The 20,971-nt window shown below is 46.8% G+C and carries 17 protein-coding genes; 12 read left to right on the top strand and 5 right to left on the bottom strand.

Translation table 11 applies throughout. The features are described from left to right. The first annotated feature begins 18 nt into the window (after positions 1-18). The 10 genes from ureC to urtE all read left to right on the top strand — a co-directional run bounded on the left by ureC (position 19) and on the right by urtE (position 11,813). Positions 19-2,124: an urease subunit alpha gene (gene ureC / locus ACAM39_RS10780; RefSeq protein WP_369627671.1), complete on the top strand. Its 2,106-nt coding sequence runs from the start codon at positions 19-21 to the stop codon at positions 2,122-2,124. A 271-nt stretch (positions 2,125-2,395) separates the two neighbouring features. Then, complete coding sequence (ureE, locus tag ACAM39_RS10775; protein ID WP_369627670.1) at positions 2,396-2,965, top strand: urease accessory protein UreE; 570 nt, start codon at positions 2,396-2,398, stop codon at positions 2,963-2,965. A 5-nt stretch (positions 2,966-2,970) separates the two neighbouring features. Continuing rightward, the gene (locus tag ACAM39_RS10770; RefSeq protein WP_369627669.1) at positions 2,971-3,798 is read left to right on the top strand and encodes an urease accessory protein UreF; all 828 of its coding nucleotides are present in this window, start codon (positions 2,971-2,973) and stop codon (positions 3,796-3,798) included. Positions 3,799-3,846: 48 nt separating this feature from the next. Then, positions 3,847-4,548, top strand: coding sequence for an urease accessory protein UreG (gene ureG / locus ACAM39_RS10765; RefSeq protein WP_369627668.1), 702 nt, complete (start codon positions 3,847-3,849; stop codon positions 4,546-4,548). 27 nt (positions 4,549-4,575) lie between these two features. Further along, positions 4,576-5,244 (top strand): HupE/UreJ family protein, encoded by a 669-nt coding sequence (locus ACAM39_RS10760; RefSeq protein ID WP_369627667.1) that lies wholly within the window; start codon positions 4,576-4,578, stop codon positions 5,242-5,244. Between the two features lie 582 nt (positions 5,245-5,826). Beyond that, entirely contained in the window at positions 5,827-7,080 is a 1,254-nt protein-coding gene (urtA, locus tag ACAM39_RS10755; RefSeq protein ID WP_051500570.1) for an urea ABC transporter substrate-binding protein, read from the top strand. A 356-nt stretch (positions 7,081-7,436) separates the two neighbouring features. After that, positions 7,437-9,014: an urea ABC transporter permease subunit UrtB gene (gene urtB / locus ACAM39_RS10750; protein WP_369628609.1), complete on the top strand. Its 1,578-nt coding sequence runs from the start codon at positions 7,437-7,439 to the stop codon at positions 9,012-9,014. Between the two features lie 18 nt (positions 9,015-9,032). Further along, positions 9,033-10,160, top strand: coding sequence for an urea ABC transporter permease subunit UrtC (gene urtC / locus ACAM39_RS10745; RefSeq protein ID WP_369627666.1), 1,128 nt, complete (start codon positions 9,033-9,035; stop codon positions 10,158-10,160). Positions 10,161-10,286: 126 nt separating this feature from the next. Continuing rightward, complete coding sequence (gene urtD, locus ACAM39_RS10740; RefSeq protein ID WP_076774723.1) at positions 10,287-11,105, top strand: urea ABC transporter ATP-binding protein UrtD; 819 nt, start codon at positions 10,287-10,289, stop codon at positions 11,103-11,105. Between the two features lie 9 nt (positions 11,106-11,114). Then, entirely contained in the window at positions 11,115-11,813 is a 699-nt protein-coding gene (urtE, locus tag ACAM39_RS10735) for an urea ABC transporter ATP-binding subunit UrtE (protein ID WP_369627665.1), read from the top strand. 116 nt (positions 11,814-11,929) lie between these two features. Here the strand turns inward: urtE and fumC are convergent, their stop codons facing one another. Then, positions 11,930-13,345 (bottom strand): class II fumarate hydratase, encoded by a 1,416-nt coding sequence (fumC, locus tag ACAM39_RS10730; RefSeq protein WP_369627664.1) that lies wholly within the window; start codon positions 13,343-13,345, stop codon positions 11,930-11,932. 389 nt (positions 13,346-13,734) lie between these two features. Here fumC and ACAM39_RS10725 point away from each other — a divergent pair, with 389 nt between their 5' ends. Both ACAM39_RS10725 and ACAM39_RS10720 read left to right on the top strand, forming a co-directional pair. Further along, a complete protein-coding gene (locus ACAM39_RS10725; protein WP_128681592.1) occupies positions 13,735-15,111 on the top strand; it encodes an MATE family efflux transporter in 1,377 nt (458 codons plus the stop codon). Positions 15,112-15,405: 294 nt separating this feature from the next. Further along, positions 15,406-15,978, top strand: coding sequence for a MarR family winged helix-turn-helix transcriptional regulator (locus ACAM39_RS10720; RefSeq protein WP_369627663.1), 573 nt, complete (start codon positions 15,406-15,408; stop codon positions 15,976-15,978). A 39-nt stretch (positions 15,979-16,017) separates the two neighbouring features. Here the strand turns inward: ACAM39_RS10720 and ACAM39_RS10715 are convergent, their stop codons facing one another. The 4 genes from ACAM39_RS10715 to ACAM39_RS10700 all read right to left on the bottom strand — a co-directional run bounded on the left by ACAM39_RS10715 (position 16,018) and on the right by ACAM39_RS10700 (position 20,827). After that, positions 16,018-16,674: a trimeric intracellular cation channel family protein gene (locus ACAM39_RS10715; RefSeq protein WP_369627662.1), complete on the bottom strand. Its 657-nt coding sequence runs from the start codon at positions 16,672-16,674 to the stop codon at positions 16,018-16,020. Between the two features lie 293 nt (positions 16,675-16,967). Beyond that, on the bottom strand, positions 16,968-17,705 hold the full coding sequence (locus ACAM39_RS10710) for a proteasome-type protease (RefSeq protein ID WP_135887651.1): 738 nt from the start codon (positions 17,703-17,705) through the stop codon (positions 16,968-16,970). Positions 17,706-17,764: 59 nt separating this feature from the next. After that, the gene (locus ACAM39_RS10705; protein WP_369627661.1) at positions 17,765-18,616 is read right to left on the bottom strand and encodes a transglutaminase family protein; all 852 of its coding nucleotides are present in this window, start codon (positions 18,614-18,616) and stop codon (positions 17,765-17,767) included. Positions 18,617-18,676: 60 nt separating this feature from the next. Further along, complete coding sequence (locus tag ACAM39_RS10700; protein ID WP_369627660.1) at positions 18,677-20,827, bottom strand: circularly permuted type 2 ATP-grasp protein; 2,151 nt, start codon at positions 20,825-20,827, stop codon at positions 18,677-18,679. Between the last annotated feature and the right edge of the window lie 144 nt (positions 20,828-20,971).

Below are 20,971 nucleotides of genomic sequence, written 5' to 3'. Positions count from 1 at the left end.
CAGTATAAGGGGTAAACCATGAAAGTTGGCGAATATAAGCTAAAAGACCAAGCCATTATCCTTAATGAAGGACGCGCCGTCCAAACTATTTTGGTCAAAAACACTGGCGACAGACCGATTCAAATCGGCTCTCACTACCATTTTGCCGAAGCCAATGACGCACTGGCGTTTGACCGTGACAAGGCGCTTGGGTTTCGCTTAAATATCTTATCGGGTACGGCCGTGCGCTTTGAGCCCGGGCAAGCGCGATCAGTCGAACTGGTCGAGTTTGGTGGCAATAAGGCGATTTTTGGGTTTGCTGGGCGGGTGATGGGACAAGCCACCGCATCTGTTGATATCGCAAGTTTACCAAAATCACAAAAAACCGTACCCCGCCAAATGTATGCCGAGCATTTTGGCTTAACCGTGGGCGATAAACTGCGCCTTGCTGATACCGAGCTGTGGCTCGAAGTGGAAAAAGACTTTACCAGCTATGGTGAAGAGGTCAAATTTGGCGGTGGCAAAGTGATTCGTGACGGCATGGGGCAAGGTCAGCGCCCGTTTGCCGAAGTGGCTGATACCGTGATTACCAACGCGCTTATCTTGGATTATACCGGGATTTATAAAGCCGATGTGGCGATTAAAGATAGCCGAATTTGGGCGATTGGCAAGGCGGGTAACCCCGATATTCAGCCCAATGTTACCATTGCCATTGGCGCAAGCACTGAGATTATTGCAGGTGAAGGCAAAATTTTGACCGCGGGCGGGATTGATACGCATATTCACTTTATCGCGCCACAGCAGGCGGAAGTTGCGTTGATGTCTGGGATAACCACCATGATTGGTGGTGGTTCAGGGCCTGCCCAAGGCACGCTTGCCACCACCTGCACCAACGGCAAATACCATATCGAAACCATGCTCAAAGCCCTTGATGATATGCCCATGAACATTGGGCTACTTGGCAAAGGCAATGTCAGCTTGCCGCAGCCGATTATCGAGCAAATCGAAGCGGGCGTGGTCGGGCTAAAACTGCATGAAGACTGGGGCACCACGCCGCAAGCGATTGACAACTGCTTGAGCGTTGCCGAAGAGTATGATGTGCAAGTGGCGATTCATACCGATACGCTCAACGAAAGTGGCTATCTAGAAAGCACGCTAAATGCCTTTAAAGACCGCTGTATTCACACCTTTCACACCGAAGGCGCAGGCGGCGGGCACGCCCCTGATATTTTGCGGGCGATTGGCGAGCCGCATGTGTTGCCGTCTTCGACCAACCCCACGCGACCGTTTACTATCAACACCATCGATGAGCATCTCGACATGCTGATGGTCTGTCACCATCTGAGCCCTGCGATTGCCGAAGATATCGCCTTTGCTGAGAGCCGTATCCGCCAAGAAACCATCGCCGCTGAAGATATTTTGCATGATTTGGGGGCAATCTCGATGATGAGTAGCGACTCGCAAGCGATGGGACGAGTGGGCGAGGTGATTATTCGCACTTGGCAAACGGCGGATAAAATGAAACGCCAACGCGGATTTTTAGCACCCGATACAGTGAGCCAAAATGCGTTTAACAGTGACCTTCATGACATCGACCCAGTGACCGAAGATACAGTGACAGAAAATGACAATTTTCGCATCAAACGCTATATCGCCAAATACACCATCAATCCCGCCATTACCCACGGTATTGCCGAGGAAGTCGGTTCGGTAGAAGTCGGTAAATGGGCGGACTTGGTGCTATGGTCGCCCAAATTCTTTGGGGTCAAACCTGACACGATTTTAAAAGGTGGTAGCATCGCCGCTTATCCGATGGGTGATATTAATGCCTCCATCCCAACCCCGCAGCCGGTGCATTATCGTCCGATGTTCGCAAGCTTTGGCAAAGCCACCCACCAAACCAGTATCACCTTTGTATCCAAAATCGCCTTTGACAACAATATCCAACACAAACTTGGTTTGCAAAAAGTGATTCGACCCGTGCAGGGTATTCGCAACATTCGCAAAAAAGATATGCGGTTTAATAGCTATTGCCCTGAGATGTCGATCAACCCAGAAACCTATGAAGTGCGGGCGGATGGTCAGCTTCTCACTTGCGAGCCGTCGGCCGTGTTGCCAATGGCACAGCGGTATTTTCTATTTTAACCATTTGAATGTAGGGGCGTATCGCATATTCCCAATGCAAAGTTAGGCATTAAATATATGGTAAAACAAAATATAACTATCAAAACTTGCGATGAATGCAGTAGTGAATTTTTTGAATAAGTTTCACCGATGTCAAATTTATGTCCTAACTGTTCACATCAACTTTATGGGTATGAAAAGTGCGTGCATGAATTAAAAAATGGTCGTTGTCAAAAATGTGGTTGGAATGGCAACATTTCTGAATATCTAGAGAAATTAGAAAAGAGTAACAATGAAAATTTATAACAAGCGAATCAATCCATCAGATTTAACCCAAAATCAGATTGAAAAATTAAAGCATCAAAAAGAAAAAGGAAATTATCTACAAATAGACTTTGACACACGCCAGCGGTCACGCTTTCGTGCGAACCTGCAAAATGGTGAAGCCATTGGCATAGATTTGCCCCGTACTGGCACGTTAAAAGATGGTGATGTGGTACAAAATGCGTCAGGCGACATGATACAAATTTTTGCCAAACCACAAACCCTCACCAAAGTCACCGCCGACAATGCCTTTGAACTGATGCGCGGGGCGTATCATTTGGGCAATCGTCATGTACCACTGATGCTCGTTGAGCAGGGTCAAGCGCAGTATGCCTTGTACTTTGAGCCCGATTATGTGCTTGCCGATATGCTGGTGAAGTTAGGCTTAACCGTGAGCGAAGTGGCACACGCTTTTGAACCCGAAACAGGGGCGTATGGGCATGGCGGGCATTCACATGGGCATGATAATCGGTTAAGCCATGCCGACACGCAAAGCCCAATCGTCGGTGATTTAACCAAAGCCACGTTTTTTTTATGAAAACGATGACAACAACATCGCACCTCACACAGACGACACCGCCACAACAATTGCTTAAGCTGATGATGCTGGCGTCGAGCAATTTGCCAATTGGTAGTTATACCTATTCCCAAGGCGTGGAGTCTGCCATTGAGCAAGGCTTTATTCATGATGAAGCCAGTAGTTTGGCGTTTTTGCAGGCGTATCAGCAAGAAGTCTTACTGAATTTTGAATTGCCGCTGATGGCAAGTATGATGCAGCTATCAGCGTACAAAAATCACCACAGCTTGGTGGATAGTCTAGCCAATTTTTATGGGGCAAGCCGTGATAGCCATGAATTTTTATTAGAGAGTCAACAATTGGCGCAGGCATTTTGTGCTTGGCTCGATGGCGTGCTCGACCTTGCGATGCCACAAGATTGGATAGCGCAAGGCTATTTACCGTTATTCGCTCGCTTGGCGTATTTTTGGCAACTGCCGATAGCCGATAGCCTGACGACCTATGCGTTTGCTCAAATGGAAAATCTGACCTTAGCGATTGTCAAAACCTTACCGCTGGGACAAATGGCAGGTCAACGTATTATTTGGCAATTGGGGCAAGCGATGGATGAACCGATTGCCAAGCTTTGCCAAACGCAAGCCAGCAAAGTCAAAATGGCATTGACAGCCATCAATCATCCGCAAGATGTTATGGCTGCTCTAAAAGACATTGCGCCACAATTTTTACAAGCACAGCAGCATGCCCAAACATTACTTATTTTAATCAACCACTTGCAACTATCAGCGTCTGTACCGTCGTTGGCAGAATTATCCTGTCATCATGAACAACAATATAGTCGTCTGTTTCGTTCCTAAACCCTGTCTTTAACAACCCGTCTTCAACATCAATCACAAGGAAACCCCATGACTGGCTTTACCCAAAAAACCTCAACCCAACAACCTCGCTTATCCCCGTTACGCCTTGGCATTGGCGGGCCTGTTGGCTCTGGCAAAACCGCTTTGACCTTGAGTCTGTGTCGCCGTCTCAAAGACGTGTACAACATGGCGGTGATTACCAACGATATTTATACCAAAGAAGATTCGGAGTTTTTGACCCGCCATGATGCCATGCCCGCTGAGCGGATTATTGGGGTGGAAACGGGCGGCTGTCCGCACACGGCGATTCGTGAAGATGCGTCGATTAATCTTAATGCCGTGGCCACCTTGCAAAATCGCTTTGACGGTCTTGAGCTGATTATCATTGAATCAGGCGGTGATAACTTGGCGGCGACCTTTAGCCCAGAGTTGTCGGATTTGACTATTTATGTGATTGATGTGAGTGCAGGCGACAAAATCCCCCGCAAAGGTGGACCCGGGATTACCAAATCAGATTTGCTCATTATCAATAAAACCGACCTTGCGCCACTCGTGGGCGCGGATTTGTCGATTATGGACAAAGACGCCAAAAAAATGCGCGGCGATAAGCCGTTTGTGTTTAGCAACATGAAAACTCAAGACGGTTTGGATGACATTATCAAATTTATCCAACAACAGGGCATGCTAACAGCGCTAGAGATTCCGTCACAGCCTGTCCAACATTTACCCAGCTCAAGCGAAAATATGTAAAAAATGCGATAAAATCAAGGAGACCTAATGAAAACTTTAAACCAAAAAACAACCCAAAAAACAACCCAAAAAACGATGTTGGCAACCGCGCTTGTTAGCCTTTCAAGTGTGGCAGTGGCGCATGTCGGTCATGGTTTAACCCAGCATGCAGGTGCAAGTTCGGTAGATTTAATGCAGGCCGTCACCGCAGGGCTCATGCACCCAATTTCAGGTCTTGACCACGTGGTGCTTGCAGTTGGCATGGGCATGGTGTTTGCCCGTCACAAAAAACTGGGTCTAGGCTTGTTGGTGACAAGCTTACTGTCAGGCTTTGCTTTGGTGCAACTATTTCATGTGGCGATTGGCTCATCGATTATTGAAGGTGCGATTTTGCTATCGGTGGTGTTGACAGCGGTCGCAGTTTTGGCGCAGCGCACCAAGATAGCACAAGCCAATCAGAAAAGCTTTTCGCTCATGATGGCGCTCAGTTTATTTGGTTTGACGCTATTTCATGGTATGGCGCATGCCGTGGAGATGCCAGTCAGTAGCGTGAGTCAAGGATTTGGCTTAGGCATGATAACCGCGATGTCCGCCTTGTTTGCTGTGGGTGCAGGGGTGATGAATTGGGTAAAATCACAATCCCATGCGCATCCCAAGCTGTCTTGGCTACCTTCAATTATGGCGGCATTGGGCATGGCACTGGTATTGGCTAACTAGGGATTAACAACATTTTTGATAAAGAGTGCAAGCTGTCGGGCTTGCACTTTTTTTATGCAACAAATTGGGTAATGTCATAAAGACACTGACGATAAAGCGTTGTTTAGCGTCAATCAATGCTAGATGAATGCCATAGGAATGCTAGAGCAATGTCAAATAAATGACAGGTGAATGGTAATAGTGCAAAAAATCCCTCCAGTTCATCAGATTGGTGAAATCGCTAAGGTCGCCAAAGTTTGCCCATTTTTTACCTAGTAGCAGCATTTAGGCAATGGGCGATTGTTTGAAATAACTGTTTTTAACTATTCCAATTCAACCTTTTGATTTAATTGATAAAATTTTCAAAAATAGCTTTTAACATGCAGATTGGCACACTAATTGAATTGTCATTATAGTCAGTTAAGACAACCAGCAACCGATAGCCAAAGCCTATCCGTTACGCCCTACCTTAAAACGGCAATCCATCTATTTTAGGAGTGACACATGTTAGACAAAAAAACCACCGAGCTAACCACGACTGAGCCTCAATTAAGCCGTCGTGCATTTGGCAGATCCTTGGTTGCCCTAGCGGTAACGGGCAGTATGATGTTGACAGGTTGTTCAAAACCGCAATCATCAAGTGACGCCAAACCAGCCAGTGGCACGTCAACCACTGCTGCCACCGGTAGTGCACCTGCCCCTAGCAATGGTGATACCATCAAAGTGGGTATCTTGCATTCACTTTCAGGCACCATGGCAATCTCTGAAACATCGCTCAAAGACACCGCATTGATGGCGATTGACGAAATCAATGCCAAAGGTGGGGTGATGGGCAAAAAACTTGAGCCTGTGGTTGTCGACCCTGCCTCAGACTGGCCATTGTTCGCCGAAAAAACGCGCCAGCTACTGACACAAGACAAAGTCGCGGTTATCTTTGGTTGCTGGACATCGGTTTCTCGTAAGTCCGTGTTGCCTGTGGTTGAAGAATTAAACGGCTTATTATTCTACCCTGTGCAGTACGAAGGACAAGAGCAGTCCAAAAACATCTTTTATACTGGCGCCGCGCCCAACCAACAAGCCATTCCTGCGGTTGAATACTTGATGTCACCAGAAGGCGGCGGTGCCAAACGCTTTGTGTTATTAGGGACTGACTATGTATATCCCCGTACCACCAATAAGATTTTACGGGCTTTCTTAAAGTCTAAAGGCGTGGCAGATAGCGACATCATGGAAGAATACACCCCATTTGGCTTTAACAACTACCAAACCATCGTGGGTAATATCAAAAAATTCTCAGCGGGTAAAAAGACTGCGGTTATCTCCACCATCAATGGTGACTCAAACGTCCCTTTCTACCGTGAGCTGGGTAACCAAGGCATCAAAGCGGCGGATATTCCTGTGATGGCGTTCTCTGTGGGCGAAGAAGAACTTCGTGGTATCGACACCACGCCATTAGTCGGACACTTGGCCGCATGGAACTACTTTCAATCAGTCAAAAACCCTGTAAACATCAAGTTTGTGAACGCTTATAAAAAATACGCCATTGACCACAAACTGCCAAATGCCGATAAAGTAGTGACTAATGACCCCATGGAAGCCACCTATGTGGGTATCAATATGTGGAAACAAGCGGTTGAAAAAGCGGGCTCCACCGACGTGGATAAAGTCCGTGCTGCCATGGCAGGTCAAAGTTTTGCCGCGCCATCGGGCTACACGCTAACCATGGATGCCGAAAATCACCACTTACACAAACCTGTGATGATCGGGCAAATCCGTGCCGATGGTCAGTTTGATGTGGTTTACAAAACCAAAGATGCCATTAAAGCGGAACCTTGGAGTCCTTATATTCCAAAATAAGTATCCCGAAATAAGCTTTTCAAATAAGCTTGAATGAAGTTAACAATCGATGTTGTGACAGCCATACCGCGCATCAATACCCCAGCTGGTATGGCTTATTTTTTTGCCAAAATTTTACGATTTCACCTTTTATTGATTTAAACATTGATCCGTCACACCACCAAACAGATGGACTAATCATAAAGATTAATCATACAGACTAAGGAGCGACCATCATGCTCAATGGTAATCATTCTCTCGGGCAGTTTTTGCAAAAAAGTAAAAAAATTGTGCTCGGCATGTCGCTAGCGACCACGATGGGCATTGCGTTGCCAAGCGTGAGTAATGCACAGGCAACTACCGCTTCGGCCACTACGATGACCCCTACAGTAACCACAGCAGTCCCAACTACCGCAGCTACAACCACTACAGCCAGCGCAGGCGATGATATTCAAAAATTCGTAGCCGCCGATTTTGCGGGGCGTCAAGCCATGCTCAACAACTGGACAGGCACCAGCCAATCCTATGACAAACTGGTCGAGCTGATTAACAAAGACGAGCTGTACCGTGATGATGCCGGCAATGTCTATACCCTAGAAAATACCGACCAACTCTACCGCTATCCTGCCCATACCTTGGTAAGCAATTGGCCAAGCGACCTAAACCAAGTCACACTCAATAACGCGCTGCGTTCGGCGTTGACACTAGGGCAGACCAAAGCCAAACTCAAATCCGACGATGCCAGCGAGCGTCTTAAAGCGGTGGATATCTTAGCCGACAACATCGCCACACTCGATAAAAAAACCGTTGCCGATATTTATGCCAATGAAAAAGACAGTACGGTAAAAGCAGCATTGGCGCAACTGCAAGCGCGTATGGATTTGCAATCGGGCGATGAGATGGCCCAGATTGCGGCATTAAAAACCTTGGCGTCCAGTAACAGTCCCGATGTATTAGCCGATATCGAAGGGATGGCAAAACAAACCAGCCATTCACCCGAGCTCAAACAAGCCTTACAAACAACCCAAGACAAAGTCAAATCGCGTATCAAAGCCAGTGAGTGGACAGGACACGTGTTTTCTGGCTTCAGCACCGCCAGTATTTTGTTGTTGGCGGCGTTGGGGCTTGCCATTACTTACGGTCTATTGGGTGTCATTAACATGGCGCATGGTGAGCTCATTATGATTGGTGCCTATACCACCTATGTGGTGCAAAGTTTTTTTAAAAGCCATTTGGCAGGCTATGTCGATTGGTACATGCTTGCAGCGATTCCGCTGGCGTTTTTGGTGAGTGCGGTCATTGGCATGATTATTGAGCGGGTGGTGATACGTCCGCTATATGGCAGACAGCTAGAAACCTTGCTTGCCACGTTTGGGGTGAGTTTGATTCTGATGCAGTTAGTTCGCATGATTTTTGGGGCACAAAACGTCGAAGTCTCCAATATTTCATGGCTAAGCGGTGCTGTCGCCTTGACCCCAAGTTTGATGTTGCCATATAACCGTATTGCGATTATCGGTTTTACCATTATCGTATTGTTGTTACTGGTGTTTTTACTCAAATACACCCGTTTTGGTTTGTTTGTACGTGCCGTGACCCAAAACCGGCAAATGGCGCGCGCAGTGGGTATTCGCTCTGCGCGTGTCGATATGATGGCGTTTGGGCTCGGCTCTGGCTTGGCAGGTTTGGCAGGCTGCGCTTTGGCGCAAGTGGGCAACGTCGGTCCTGATTTGGGGCAAAACTACATCATCGATGCTTTCTTGGTAGTAGTGGTCGGCGGTGTCGGTCAAATTTGGGGGGCAGTACTGGCAGCCTTGGGTCTAGGCGTGAGTGGCACCGTGCTTGAGATTGGCATGGGTGCGGTAATTGCCAAAATCATTTTGTTGGTGCTGGTGGTGCTATTTATCCAAAAACGCCCACAAGGTTTGTTTGCCCTTAAAGGTCGTTTTGTCGAGTAATCATTGGAGAGTTAAAAAATGCGTATTTTACAATTATTTGCAGATAAACCAGTGAGTCGCTTGGCAATTATGGGCTGTTTTGCGGTGTTGATGGTATTGCCTTGGTTGCATTTGCTGCCTGCCGATTCGGCGCTGCATTTATCCGCTTATTGGGTCACTTTGATTGGCAAAATCATGTGTCTGGCGATGGTTGCATTAGCACTGGATTTGGTATGGGGATATGCGGGGATTTTGAGCCTTGGGCATGGCTTGTACTTTGCCCTTGGCGGGTATGCGATGGGTATGTATCTGATGCGCCAAGCATCAGGCAACAGCTTACCGGAGTTTATGCGGTTTTTGAGCTGGGATAAAATGCCTTGGTTTTGGGCAGGTACAGACAACTTTGCTTGGGCGGCGATATTGGTGGTGCTGGTGCCGGCATTGGTGGCTTTTATATTTGGGTTTTTTGCTTTTCGCTCAAAAATCAAAGACGTGTATTTCTCAATTATCACCCAAGCCATGGTGTTTGCCGCATCACTCCTATTTTTCCGTAACGAAACTGGGTTTGGTGGTAACAACGGTTTTACCGGGTTTAAAACCATCTTGGGCATGGATATCGCTGCTCCCATGACGCGCACCTTGCTATGTTTTGCCACAGCGCTCGTGCTGATGCTTGCCTACCTTGGCTTGCGTTATTTGATGCACAAGCCGTATGGTCGCGTATTGGGCGCCGTGCGTGATAGCGAAAACCGTTTGCAATACCTTGGCTACCGTACCCTATGGTACAAGCTATCTGCGTGGGTGTTATCGGCGATTATCGCAGGGATTGCTGGCGCGTTGTATGTACCACAAGTGGGCATTATCAACCCCAGTGAGATGAACCCTGTCAACTCGATTGAAATGGCGGTCTGGGTTGCCACAGGTGGACGCGGCACGCTGATTGGGGCGATATTGGGCGCAGGTGTGGTCAATGCGGTGAAAACTTACTTTACCGTGGCATATCCCGAAGCTTGGCTATTGATTTTGGGCGGGTTGTTTGTGGTCGTCACCTTGTTTTTACCCAAAGGCATTATTGGTCTATTGGACAACATCACGCATGGCAAAAAAACGGTCGAGCCAAGCGTAAAAAATATGGAAACAAACATAGAAGCAAAAAAAGAATCTTAGGCAGCAGGGGCTTCAGGGGCGGCAGCGGCGTCATGCTGACCGCCTGCAACCAAGTAGTTAGTTTGATTATACTCGATGACTAATACCCCATAAACACCCCATTAATAACACATCAAAGAGTCTGTTATGAATACAAACGATAATAATATCAATGACTTTGCTGAGAGCAACTACGGACGGCTAAAGTCACCAGAAGCGGATTTTAGCAAAGGCATTGCCCTATATATGGAAGATGTCAGCGTGTGGTTTGATAAATTTCGCGCCTTAAACAACTTATCCTTGTACATCAAAGAAGGCGAGCTGCGTTGTATTATCGGACCTAACGGTGCGGGTAAAACCACGCTGATGGACGTGATTACCGGTAAAACTCGCCCCACGGAAGGGTCAGTATATTTTGGACAAACCCACAATCTTGCCAGCATGACCACCGAGCAAATTGCCGAAGCTGGCATTGGGCGAAAATTTCAAAAACCCACGGTGTTTGAAAATTTTACCGTCATGGAAAACCTATTGCTTGCCGCACCCAAAGACAAGCGGGTCAAAAAAAGCCTGTTTAGCAAGCTTGACCCAGATGCCCAAAATGCCCTTGACCAGACTTTAGCCACGATTCGCTTGGGTGAGTTTGTCAATAAACCTGCAGGATTGTTGTCGCACGGGCAAAAACAATGGCTGGAAATTGGGATGCTACTGATGCAGCGCCCCAAGCTGATTTTGCTCGATGAGCCAGTGGCAGGCATGACCGATGCCGAAACCGAACGCACCGCCGAGCTATGTTTGGAGCTCAAAAAAGACCATACCTTGGTGGTGGTTGAGCATGACATGAGCTTTATTGACACCATCAGTGAGCAAGTGACGGTATTGGCGCAAGGGGCAATTTTGGCAGAAGGGACGCTTGCTGAAGTACAAGCCAACGACGATGTCATCGAAAAATATCTAGGGCGATAGGGGATAGCGATGTTAGAAGTAAACACAATCAATCAATATTATGGCGGTAGTCATATTCTGCGCGATGTCAGTTTGACCGCGCCTGTGGGTGAGTGTTCTGTGGTACTTGGTCGCAATGGCGTGGGTAAAACCACACTGTTAAAGTGCCTGATGGGGGTTTTACCGATTAAATCGGGTCAAATTTTGCTCGATGGTAAAGACATCAGCAAATTATCGCCCGAAAACCGTGTGCGCGCAGGCATGGCGTATGTGCCACAAGGGCGAGATATTTTCTCAACCTTAACCGTAGAAGAAAATATCTTGATTGGCATGGCAAAGTTTAAAGGTAGCAAAGCCAAAAAAGTCCCAAGCCATTTGTACGAGATTTTTCCCGTGCTCGATGAGATGAGCCAGCGCCGCGGCGGTGACTTGTCAGGCGGTCAACAACAACAATTAGCGATAGCCAGGGCGCTGGCTTCTGAGCCACGGGTGCTGATTTTGGACGAGCCGACTGAAGGGATTCAGCCATCGATTATCAAAGATATCGGGCGGGTGATTCGTCGCTTGGCTGACCAAGGTGATATGGCGATTATTTTGGTCGAGCAGTTTTATGACTTTGCCGAAGAACTTGCCGACAACTATACGGTTATGTCACGGGGGCAAGTCATTGCCCAAGGCATGGGCAGTGATATGCCAGAAAAAGGCATCAGGGAGCTAGTGGCGATTTAGTAAATAGCCAACGATACGTGAGTTAGCTTTTAGCCAGAAGGTTGTCATCTGGCTAAAAATTTGCTGATAAAAATTGATTGATCAAACAGTGCGATTACGCTGCATTAACCTTCACATTACTTTGGACTCGTCATGGCTTCAGGTTTGACCCACTCATCAAATTGGGCGTCAGTCAATAAACCTAACTCAACCGCGACTTGTTTTAAGGTTTTATTTTCTTTATAAGCAGTTTTGGCAATTTTTGCTGCATTTTCATAGCCGACATGGCGATTGAGCGCGGTGACTAACATCAACGAGTTGTGCAAGAAATAATCAATTTTTTCTGTCACAGGCTCGATGCCTACCGCGCAATGTTCATTGAAGCTGTCACAAGTATCGGCCAGTAAGCGAATCGATTGTAGTAGGTTGTAGCCGATGACTGGCATAAATACATTGAGTTCAAAATTACCCGACGCCCCCGCCATATTGATGGTGACATCGTTACCCATCACTTGTGCCACGACCATCGTCATAGCTTCAGACTGGGTCGGATTGACTTTACCTGGCATGATGGATGAGCCTGGCTCATTTTCAGGGATTCTAAGCTCGCCAATCCCACATCTAGGACCTGAAGCCAGCCAGCGCACATCATTGGCAATTTTATTGAGGCTCGCTGCCAAGGTTTTTAGGGCACCTGAGGCAAAAACTTCAGCGTCTCTGGCCGCTAACGCTTCAAATTTATTGGGCGCGGTGACAAAAGGTACACCGGTCAACGCAGCTAGGGTTTGCGCGACCTGCTCGGCGTAGTCAGGGTGAGCGTTTAATCCGGTACCCACTGCAGTACCACCTAAAGGCAGTTCATACAGACCCTGTAGCGCGGCATCTAGACGAATGAGCGCATGATCTAACTGACTGACATAGCCGCTAAACTCTTGTCCTAGCGTCAAAGGGGTGGCGTCTTGCAGATGGGTACGTCCGATTTTTACAATGCCAGCAAACTGCTCGGATTTACTTGCTAAGGTGTTACGCAGTTTTTGCACTGCAGGGATAAGCAGATAGACAATCTGACGCGCCGCCGCTACCCGAATCGCGGTGGGAAAACTGTCATTGGTAGATTGTGCATGATTGACATCGTCATTGGGATGAATCGGCTGATAACGACCTTTGCCTTGACCGACAAGTTCATTGGCACGGTTGGCAATCACTTCATTCATGTTCATATTTGACTGGGTGCCAGAACCTGTCTGCCAAACCACCAAAGGAAATTGGTCACGCAGCGCCCCGTTGATGATTTCATCGGCGGCCTGCACAATAAGGTCACGTTTGTCATCACTGATACGCCCTAATTTGGCATTGGTGATGGCGGCGGCTTTTTTGACCAGTGCCATGGCTTCAATCAGCGGCTGTGGTAGGGTTTCGCCACCGATTTTAAAGTTATTGCGGCTACGCTCGGTTTGCGCGCCCCAGTAGGCATCTATAGGGACATTGACGGCGCCCATAGTATCTTTTTCGCTGCGAAATTGCTGGGTATCGGTTTGGTTGTCGGTTGTCATTATTGTTCTCTTTTTTAGTGAGTTTTTTGATTCTGTCATTATCAAAGCGGCTGGTTATCGCCACTTATGCACCAAAGCACAGGATAAAGTTTAACAGAGTTATCGACCATAAAAGTTTGAGAATATGTGTCGTTTGTTATCTTTGTTAAAGTAAGCGGTAAAATGACGAGTGATAACGAAAGATAGTTAACATTTTATTGCGATATGTTGTTGGGCAATCGTTTACCATGAACGAAATTTTGCCAGCGTCGGTAGATTTTGGCCTTTCGATACGCTTTGGGTTGACATCTAACATTGTATAAAACTTACCTAGCAGGTCAGTAATAAAAAAATAATTAAATTAGCCATCGTTATCATTATTATTAAGATTATTAAGTAAATTTGACGGTATGAAAAAATCACAACAACTTCCAGATTTTAGTTCAGTTGGCACGCTATGGCGACCGTTTTTGTTTTTCTTGTTGCCTTTACTGCTGACCAATATCTTGCAATCGCTGTCAGGGACGATTAATACCATTTTTGTTGGGCAGATGCTAGGGGTACAGGCGATTGCCGCCGTATCGGTGTTTGCGCCAGTGCTGTTTTTTTTGATGGCATTTATCATCGGTATCGCTTCAGGCTCATCGATTTTGGTAGGGCAGGCTTGGGGTGCCAAAGAGTTGGATTTGGTCAAACGAATTACGGGCAATAGCTTTGCAATTATTTTGATATTAGGGGTGATGATTGCGATTGCAGGTAGCTTGCTCAGTCAATTTATCATTGTGCAGATGGGCGTCCCTACTGAGATTCAAGGCTTGGCAAACCGTTATGCCAAGTTGATGTTGGCAGGAAGTCCGCTACTGTTTTTATTTATCGCTTATACTTCGTTATTGCGCGGGGTTGGCGATTCGGTGACGCCCCTGTTTGCCGTGGGTATTTCCATTGTGATTGGGATTGTGGTGACGCCTGCGCTCATTCAAGGTTGGTTTGGGTTACCCAAGCTCGATATCCAAGCCCCTGCGATTGCGACTTTATTGTCACAGTTGTTGGTATTGCTGTTTTTGTTTTTTTATACCCGTGCCAAAAATCACCCCTTACAAATTGATACTCAATTGCTCAAATATATACGCATCCAACCTGATATCGCGCGTAAAGTGATTCGGTTGGGTTTACCTACCGCGTTTCAGATGGTCACGGGCGCGATATCCGGTTTGGTGATTATTGGGCTGGTCAATGGCTTTGGTACCAATGCCACCGCAGCTTATGGCGCAGTCAACCAAGTGTTGAGCTATGTGCAATTTCCTGCCATGTCGATTGCGATAGCGGCATCAATTTATGCCTCGCAAGCGATTGGCGCAGGTAAGGCGACAGCCCTAAACTGCGTCACTCGCACTGCCATGATGACCAATCTCATTATTACGGGTGGGTTGATTGTTTTGGCGTATCTTTTTTCCCGTTATTTGATGGCGATGTTTATCACGGTGGAAGGCGTGATTGTACTGGCGCAGCAGTTATTACATATTGTGTTATGGAGTTTGCTTTTCTTTAGCAGTGGCATGATTTTTAGTGGCATGATGCGCGCAACGGGCATGGTGTGGCAGCCCATGTTTATCAGTATCGGCACTATCTTATTGGTAGAGATTCCCAGTGCGATTTTACTCAGTCGTCATTTTGGACTCCAAGGCATTTGGTGGGCGTATGTGGCGAACTTTATAGTGATGAGCGTTTTACAAGGCTTGTACTACCAATTTGTTTGGAAGAAAAAAGCGGTCGAGCGATTGGTGTAAGCTTGATTGTTTTTAATAGCGACTTAGCCGTCATTGACGAGACGATGGATATCGACGATGGAATAGCATCAAATGGGGTTGTTAAAAATTTTTTCATGGTGGCGACCGCTATCAACCTCATCAATCAAACCTAATGAATTAAAGGAATCAAACTCAAGCAATCAAAGTTATCTTTAATCAGCGAGCTATAATAATCAATGCACTATGTAGAGTTTTGCTGAGCAACTGGTATGGGAAATGCAAGCTTTCGGCTATACTGTGGAATAAATCATCTGACAAAAGTAAGCCATCTCTATGCCGACACCGACTATTGCTCGCAATACCCATACGCCAAGCTTAGATAGCGACAGTGAGATGTCGCTGTATCATTATCTGGCAGCGGCAGCGCTTGACATCCCAACCCCAACCAACAATCATGCCTATCTGACTTACAAGCTTGACGTCATCAAAATCCTTGTGCTTAATGCCGCCGAGCCATTGTACCGTAAAGCTTGCGGGCTGCGAGTCAAAGAAATACGTCTACTTAGACTGATTCATGATTACCCAAATATCACTTCAAGCGAACTTAAAGTAAAATTAGTACTGGATAAAACGCTGTTATCCAAATATTTAGCCGGGCTTGAGCAGCGCGGTATGATAGAAAAAATTCCAGATAAACAAGATAACCGTATTCAGCAGCTACGCTTGACAGCGACAGGTGAAGAGGCTTGGCAAACTTGTGAGACGATTGGTCGCGGGCTTGAAGCAAAGTTTTTTAATCAGATGAGCGGGCAAGAATGGGATCAGTTGCATCGTCTGCTTGATAAAGCCTTGAATTCATTAACGGATTGGCACAGCCAAGCCACATCTTATGGCTACCAAATCTGATGGATGGCTACCTAATCTGTTAACTACCCTATCTGTTGACTAAGAGGCGCTTTTTTTCCAACCGGGTAAATGATAATTAAACACCAGCGCGGCAATACGCAGCCCTGTGGTAGTGACGGTACTGATGAACATAATCACCCAAGCGGCAAGCGAGCTGTAAACCGCCAAAATCGCATACACCCAGCCGCCAACCAACGCACACATGGCATACGGACGATGGTCAAAAAACGCGGTGGGCATCTCACCACAGGCGATATCACGCATCACCCCGCCGAATACCCCAGTAATAATCCCCATAATGACTGATACCGCCATCGGCATACCGCTTGCCAGTGACGCTTGTACCCCAGAGGCGACAAACAAGCCCAACCCTAACGCATCTGCCAATTGAATCGCCGCAGGCGTGATACGAAACGGGCGGCGGCTATTGACTAGCATCACCACAATACAAAGCGCAAACACCAGCCATAACATCAGCTCTTGGGACACCCAAAAAAACGGCCGCCGCTCTAGCAAAATATCACGCAGCGTGCCACCCCCATACGCCGATAAAAATCCCAGCACCGCTACCCCAAACATATCCATACGTTTGCGCACGCCTGCCAAGATACCTGACAAGGCAAAAGCAATGGTGCCGATGACTTCTACGGCGATTCTGAGTGATTCACCCCAAGGTGCCAAATCAGTTAGCTGCATAGCATAAAAACCAAACAATCATAAAAAATCACATGATAGCATACCCACCAAAATTATCGCCTACCAAAAACCCAAGGTATTTGCATTATCTATGGCAATATAGCCATTCAATTGCCTAGGATTGATCGATATAGACGGGAGCACATTATGTCTCAAGAACGGTATATGCCAAAAACGCTATAACCAAAAGCGCGGTATAACCAAAAAAGCGGTATAAATCGACAGGCGAGGGCACAGTGAAGAACCTGCTAGATGGTTTGACGTATGGTTGATTTTTAACTGTGTGACACTTGCTATTGCCAATAGCTCACCGGTGAGTCTTCAAGTTCATTCAGAATTTTTCTCAGCCCATCTGACCAATGTTGGCGGATGCTAGCAAAGTACTCATCGTTTTCATCAATGCGATACCCTTGTGGCATCTGTAGGCTGTCATTGTGATAGACCAACACATCAATGGGCATACCGACGGATAGGTTGGAGCGGATGGTTGAATCAAAAGAAATCAGAATGGCTCGCATTGCTGATTTGAGTGATGCGTCATAATTCATGGAACGGTCTAAAATAGGTTTGCCATATTTACTTTCCCCTAACTGGAAAAAAGGCGTATCGGTCGTTGCTCTGATGCAATTGCCTTCAGGGTAGATAAAATAAATTTCGGGGGATTGCCCCTTGATTTGCCCACCCAAAATAAAACTGCTTCTAAACTTGGTATCCGTTTCTTGTGCGATGGTTTGGGCATGGATGGTGGTTTCTCGCAGGCATTCACCCACCAATTGCGCAGCATCATACAGGGTAGGGACGGTATGCAAATTACGCTCTTGCGCAAGTTTGATGGCGTTATCTAATTTGGTAAATACCGCTTGTGACGTAGCCAAGTTGCCTGCGGTTTGTAGCACCAAAAACCGCTCGCCTTCAATGCCGTATTGATACATTTTGCGAAACATCGATACTTGGTCGACGCCCGCATTGGTGCGAGTATCACTGGCGAAAATCATCCCGTCTTTGAGTCTGATACCCACACAATAGGTCATGGTTGTTCCTTTTTAGCAAATATTGGTTTAGCAAATATTGGTGAATCAATAGTGGCAAATTACTGCTGCGCTGCAAACTGCGCGTTAAGCTGCGGTATGTACTGGGGGCTTGTAGATACCATGACTTGACTATAAAGTCGCTCATCACCGCCCCCTGTGCGCACCCCGCGCACTGGCGCCGCATCGGCATAGTCACGCCCAAAGGCGATATAGACATGGGAATTGGGGGTAAAATGTTGGTTAGAGATATCAAAGGTGTACCAATTACCCGCAAGCCAGACCTCTGCCCATGCATGGCTTGCCATATGCGCTTGGGTCGCTTCATAAATATAACCCGATACATAGCGCGCTGCAATGCCTTTATCCCGCAGCAGCGCCAAAAATACATGGGTATGATCTTGGCACACCCCAGCCGCCATCGCAAACGCTTGCTCTGCTGTGGTGCCGACATGGGTCACGCTTTTGGTATAGGGCATTTTATCGAGCAAGTCTTTTGCCAATGACTTGAGGATGGCTAACTGCGTATCGATGTCCTCACTTTGCAAAAACTGCGCAAGCGCGTCATGAGCAAAGTCACGCATGGCTTCGGAGCATTGGGTCAGCTTGGTGGGTACGGCAAAAATCTGATATGGCACTTGCTGATTATCAGGGATCAATAAGGTATCAGCGTTAATTTCCACTTCGCCAAAGGCTTGAATTTGCAAGTTGTTGTGCGGTTCATGACGGCTTAGGGTGAGCCATTGGTTGCCAAAGCCATCCGTTTGCATTTGTGCGACTTTAGGCAGCATCACTTGCCAGTTATGGATGGTCTGGTGGGGTAGTGTCATCGGCGTCATGCGGATGTATTGCACACTGCGTAAGGCAAGTTGTTCATAAAAATAATTGGTTTGGTGGCTGATTATAAGTCTCATTGTGCTCTCACTAACTGCTTATTTTTGTCGAAATGATGGTAGTCATCTAATAGATTTGGCTTATACACCTTGCTGTAAAATATTTGAAAACGCACCTGATAGTGACTGAAAATCTTTGGGTTGATTAGACTTTAACAGTTGATTGACCAATCGATCCAGCTCACGCCAGCGGGTGTTTTCTGGCAAGGTATTAACAACTTCTTTAAGTTTTTGCACGCACTCACGGCAATCTTTTTTCATTAGTATATGACAGTCCAGCGATTCAAAACATTGTCCGAGTTGCCAAAACGTGACCACAATCGGGTTTTCTTGTTGCATTGACGCATTGCAGGCATAGAGCTGTAGGCTAGCAGCGCGGTAAGCTCCCGTATTGGCCAAACGTTTGATAAGGTTATAGAGTTCAGCCGTATCTTTACCAATAACGCCTTTGACGTCTTGGACATTTTGCTCGATAAAGCCGATGGTTTCAGGCACCTTTTTGTTGGCAAGATAGTCATACAAGGCATCGGCATCGGCTGAAATCGGCAAGCCAAGATTGTGCACGATTGCATCGACGTCTATTTGGCTGCACTGGTCATTTGACAGCCGTGTAATGATTTGTTCATAGTAGCGTAAGCGCTCACTGTATCGACCTAGCCACACTAAGTAACTCGCTGTTGATAACAGTAAAATTAAGCGATTATGGTTGATATTTTCATACGCCAATAAAGTCGATGATTGCGATTTTCGTTCATGGTTGGTTTGAATGGTGCCCAAATGAGCAGTGCCTTGTTTGCCGCTGAGTTTGCCATTGACGGTATCGACCACCCAAGTGTCTTTGACCCCGCCGCCTTGGGATGAGTTGACCACCAATGAGCCTTCGGTCATTGCCACCCGCGTCAATCCGCCAGGTACAATATCCACCGTACCGTCGCCATGCGACAATACAAAAGGACGCAAATCAATATGGCGCGGTGCGATGCCACTGGCGACCGCGGTTGGGTTGGTGGACAAGCTAATGGTCGGCTGGGCGATAAACCCTGCTGGGTTATCTAGTAAACGTTTGCGGTAAGCGGCAATTTGCTCTTTGCTTGACGTCGGTCCTATCAGCATCCCATACCCCCCCGAGCCCTGCGTTTCTTTAATCACCAACTCTGGCATATGGTCGAGCACATATGCCAACTCATCGGCATCACTGCATTGATAAGTTTGCACATTGGGTAAAATCGGTTTTTCACCCAAATAATATTCAATCATCTTGGGTACAAACGGATACAGGCTTTTATCGTCAGCAATCCCTGTGCCTGGGGCGTTGGTAATCACCACATTGCCTGCGCGATACGCGCTCATCAGCCCTGACACCCCCAAGATTGAATCGGGTAAAAACGCCAACGGATCCAAAAATGGGTCGTCAATACGGCGATAAATCACATCTACTTGTACCTTGCCGCGTACCCCTTGGATATAGACATGGTTGTTTTCTACAATCAAATCATAGCCATGCACCAAGGGCACATTCATCTCACGCGCCAAAAACGCATGCTCATAATAGGCACTGTTAAAACGTCCTGGGGTGAGTACCACGATTTGTGGGTCGTATTTGTTGGTGGTGCTCGATAGACACGCCTTTAACCGTTGTGGATAGTCCGCCACCGGCAACACTGACTGAGATTGGTAGAGTTTGCTTAGTAGGGTTTGCGACACATTGCGGCTCTCGAGCATATAAGAGACGCCAGAAGGGGTGCGCAAGTTGTCCTCGAGCACACAATATTGTCCGTGCTGGTCGCGAATCAAATCAATGCCGCTGATATGGGCATAGACGGGTTTATCCAAGTTGATACCTAGCATCCACGGCTCGTAGCCACTGTTTTTAAACACAAACTCGCTTGGCACAATGCCTTCTTTGACAATCGTCTGTTCGTGATAAATATCATGGATAAATTGATTGAGCGCGCGAATACGTTGTTGGCAGCCTTTTTCCATCACTTGCCATTCTTGAATGTCAATGATGCGCGGGATGATATCAAAGGGTATCATGCGCTCAATGTTGCTGGCATCGCTATACACAGTGAAGGTCACGCCGCGGCGATAAAAAATATCCGATGCTTGGTTATTCAAACTAATTAACGTGTCTGAATTCATCTCTTGAAGCCAAGCACCCACCTGTTGTGCCGAGTGTCTATATTGTCCATCGGCGAGTTGCAGTTCATCAAATGCTTTGGCAATTGGCATTATTGGCTCCTTATGTATGACAAAAGATGGAATAGTTTTTGCCTCACGATGGCAGACATTTTCTTGATAAATTATTCTATAGATAACTTATTAAATAATTCATCAAGTTTCATGCCAAAAAAAGCAAAGCGAAAGGCAATTAAA

Source organism: Moraxella sp. K02, assembly GCF_041154755.1.
Classification (GTDB): Bacteria; Pseudomonadota; Gammaproteobacteria; order Pseudomonadales; family Moraxellaceae; genus Faucicola.
The sequence above is the reverse complement of the archived record's forward strand: the minus strand, read 5'-3'. Positions and strand labels throughout refer to the sequence as shown.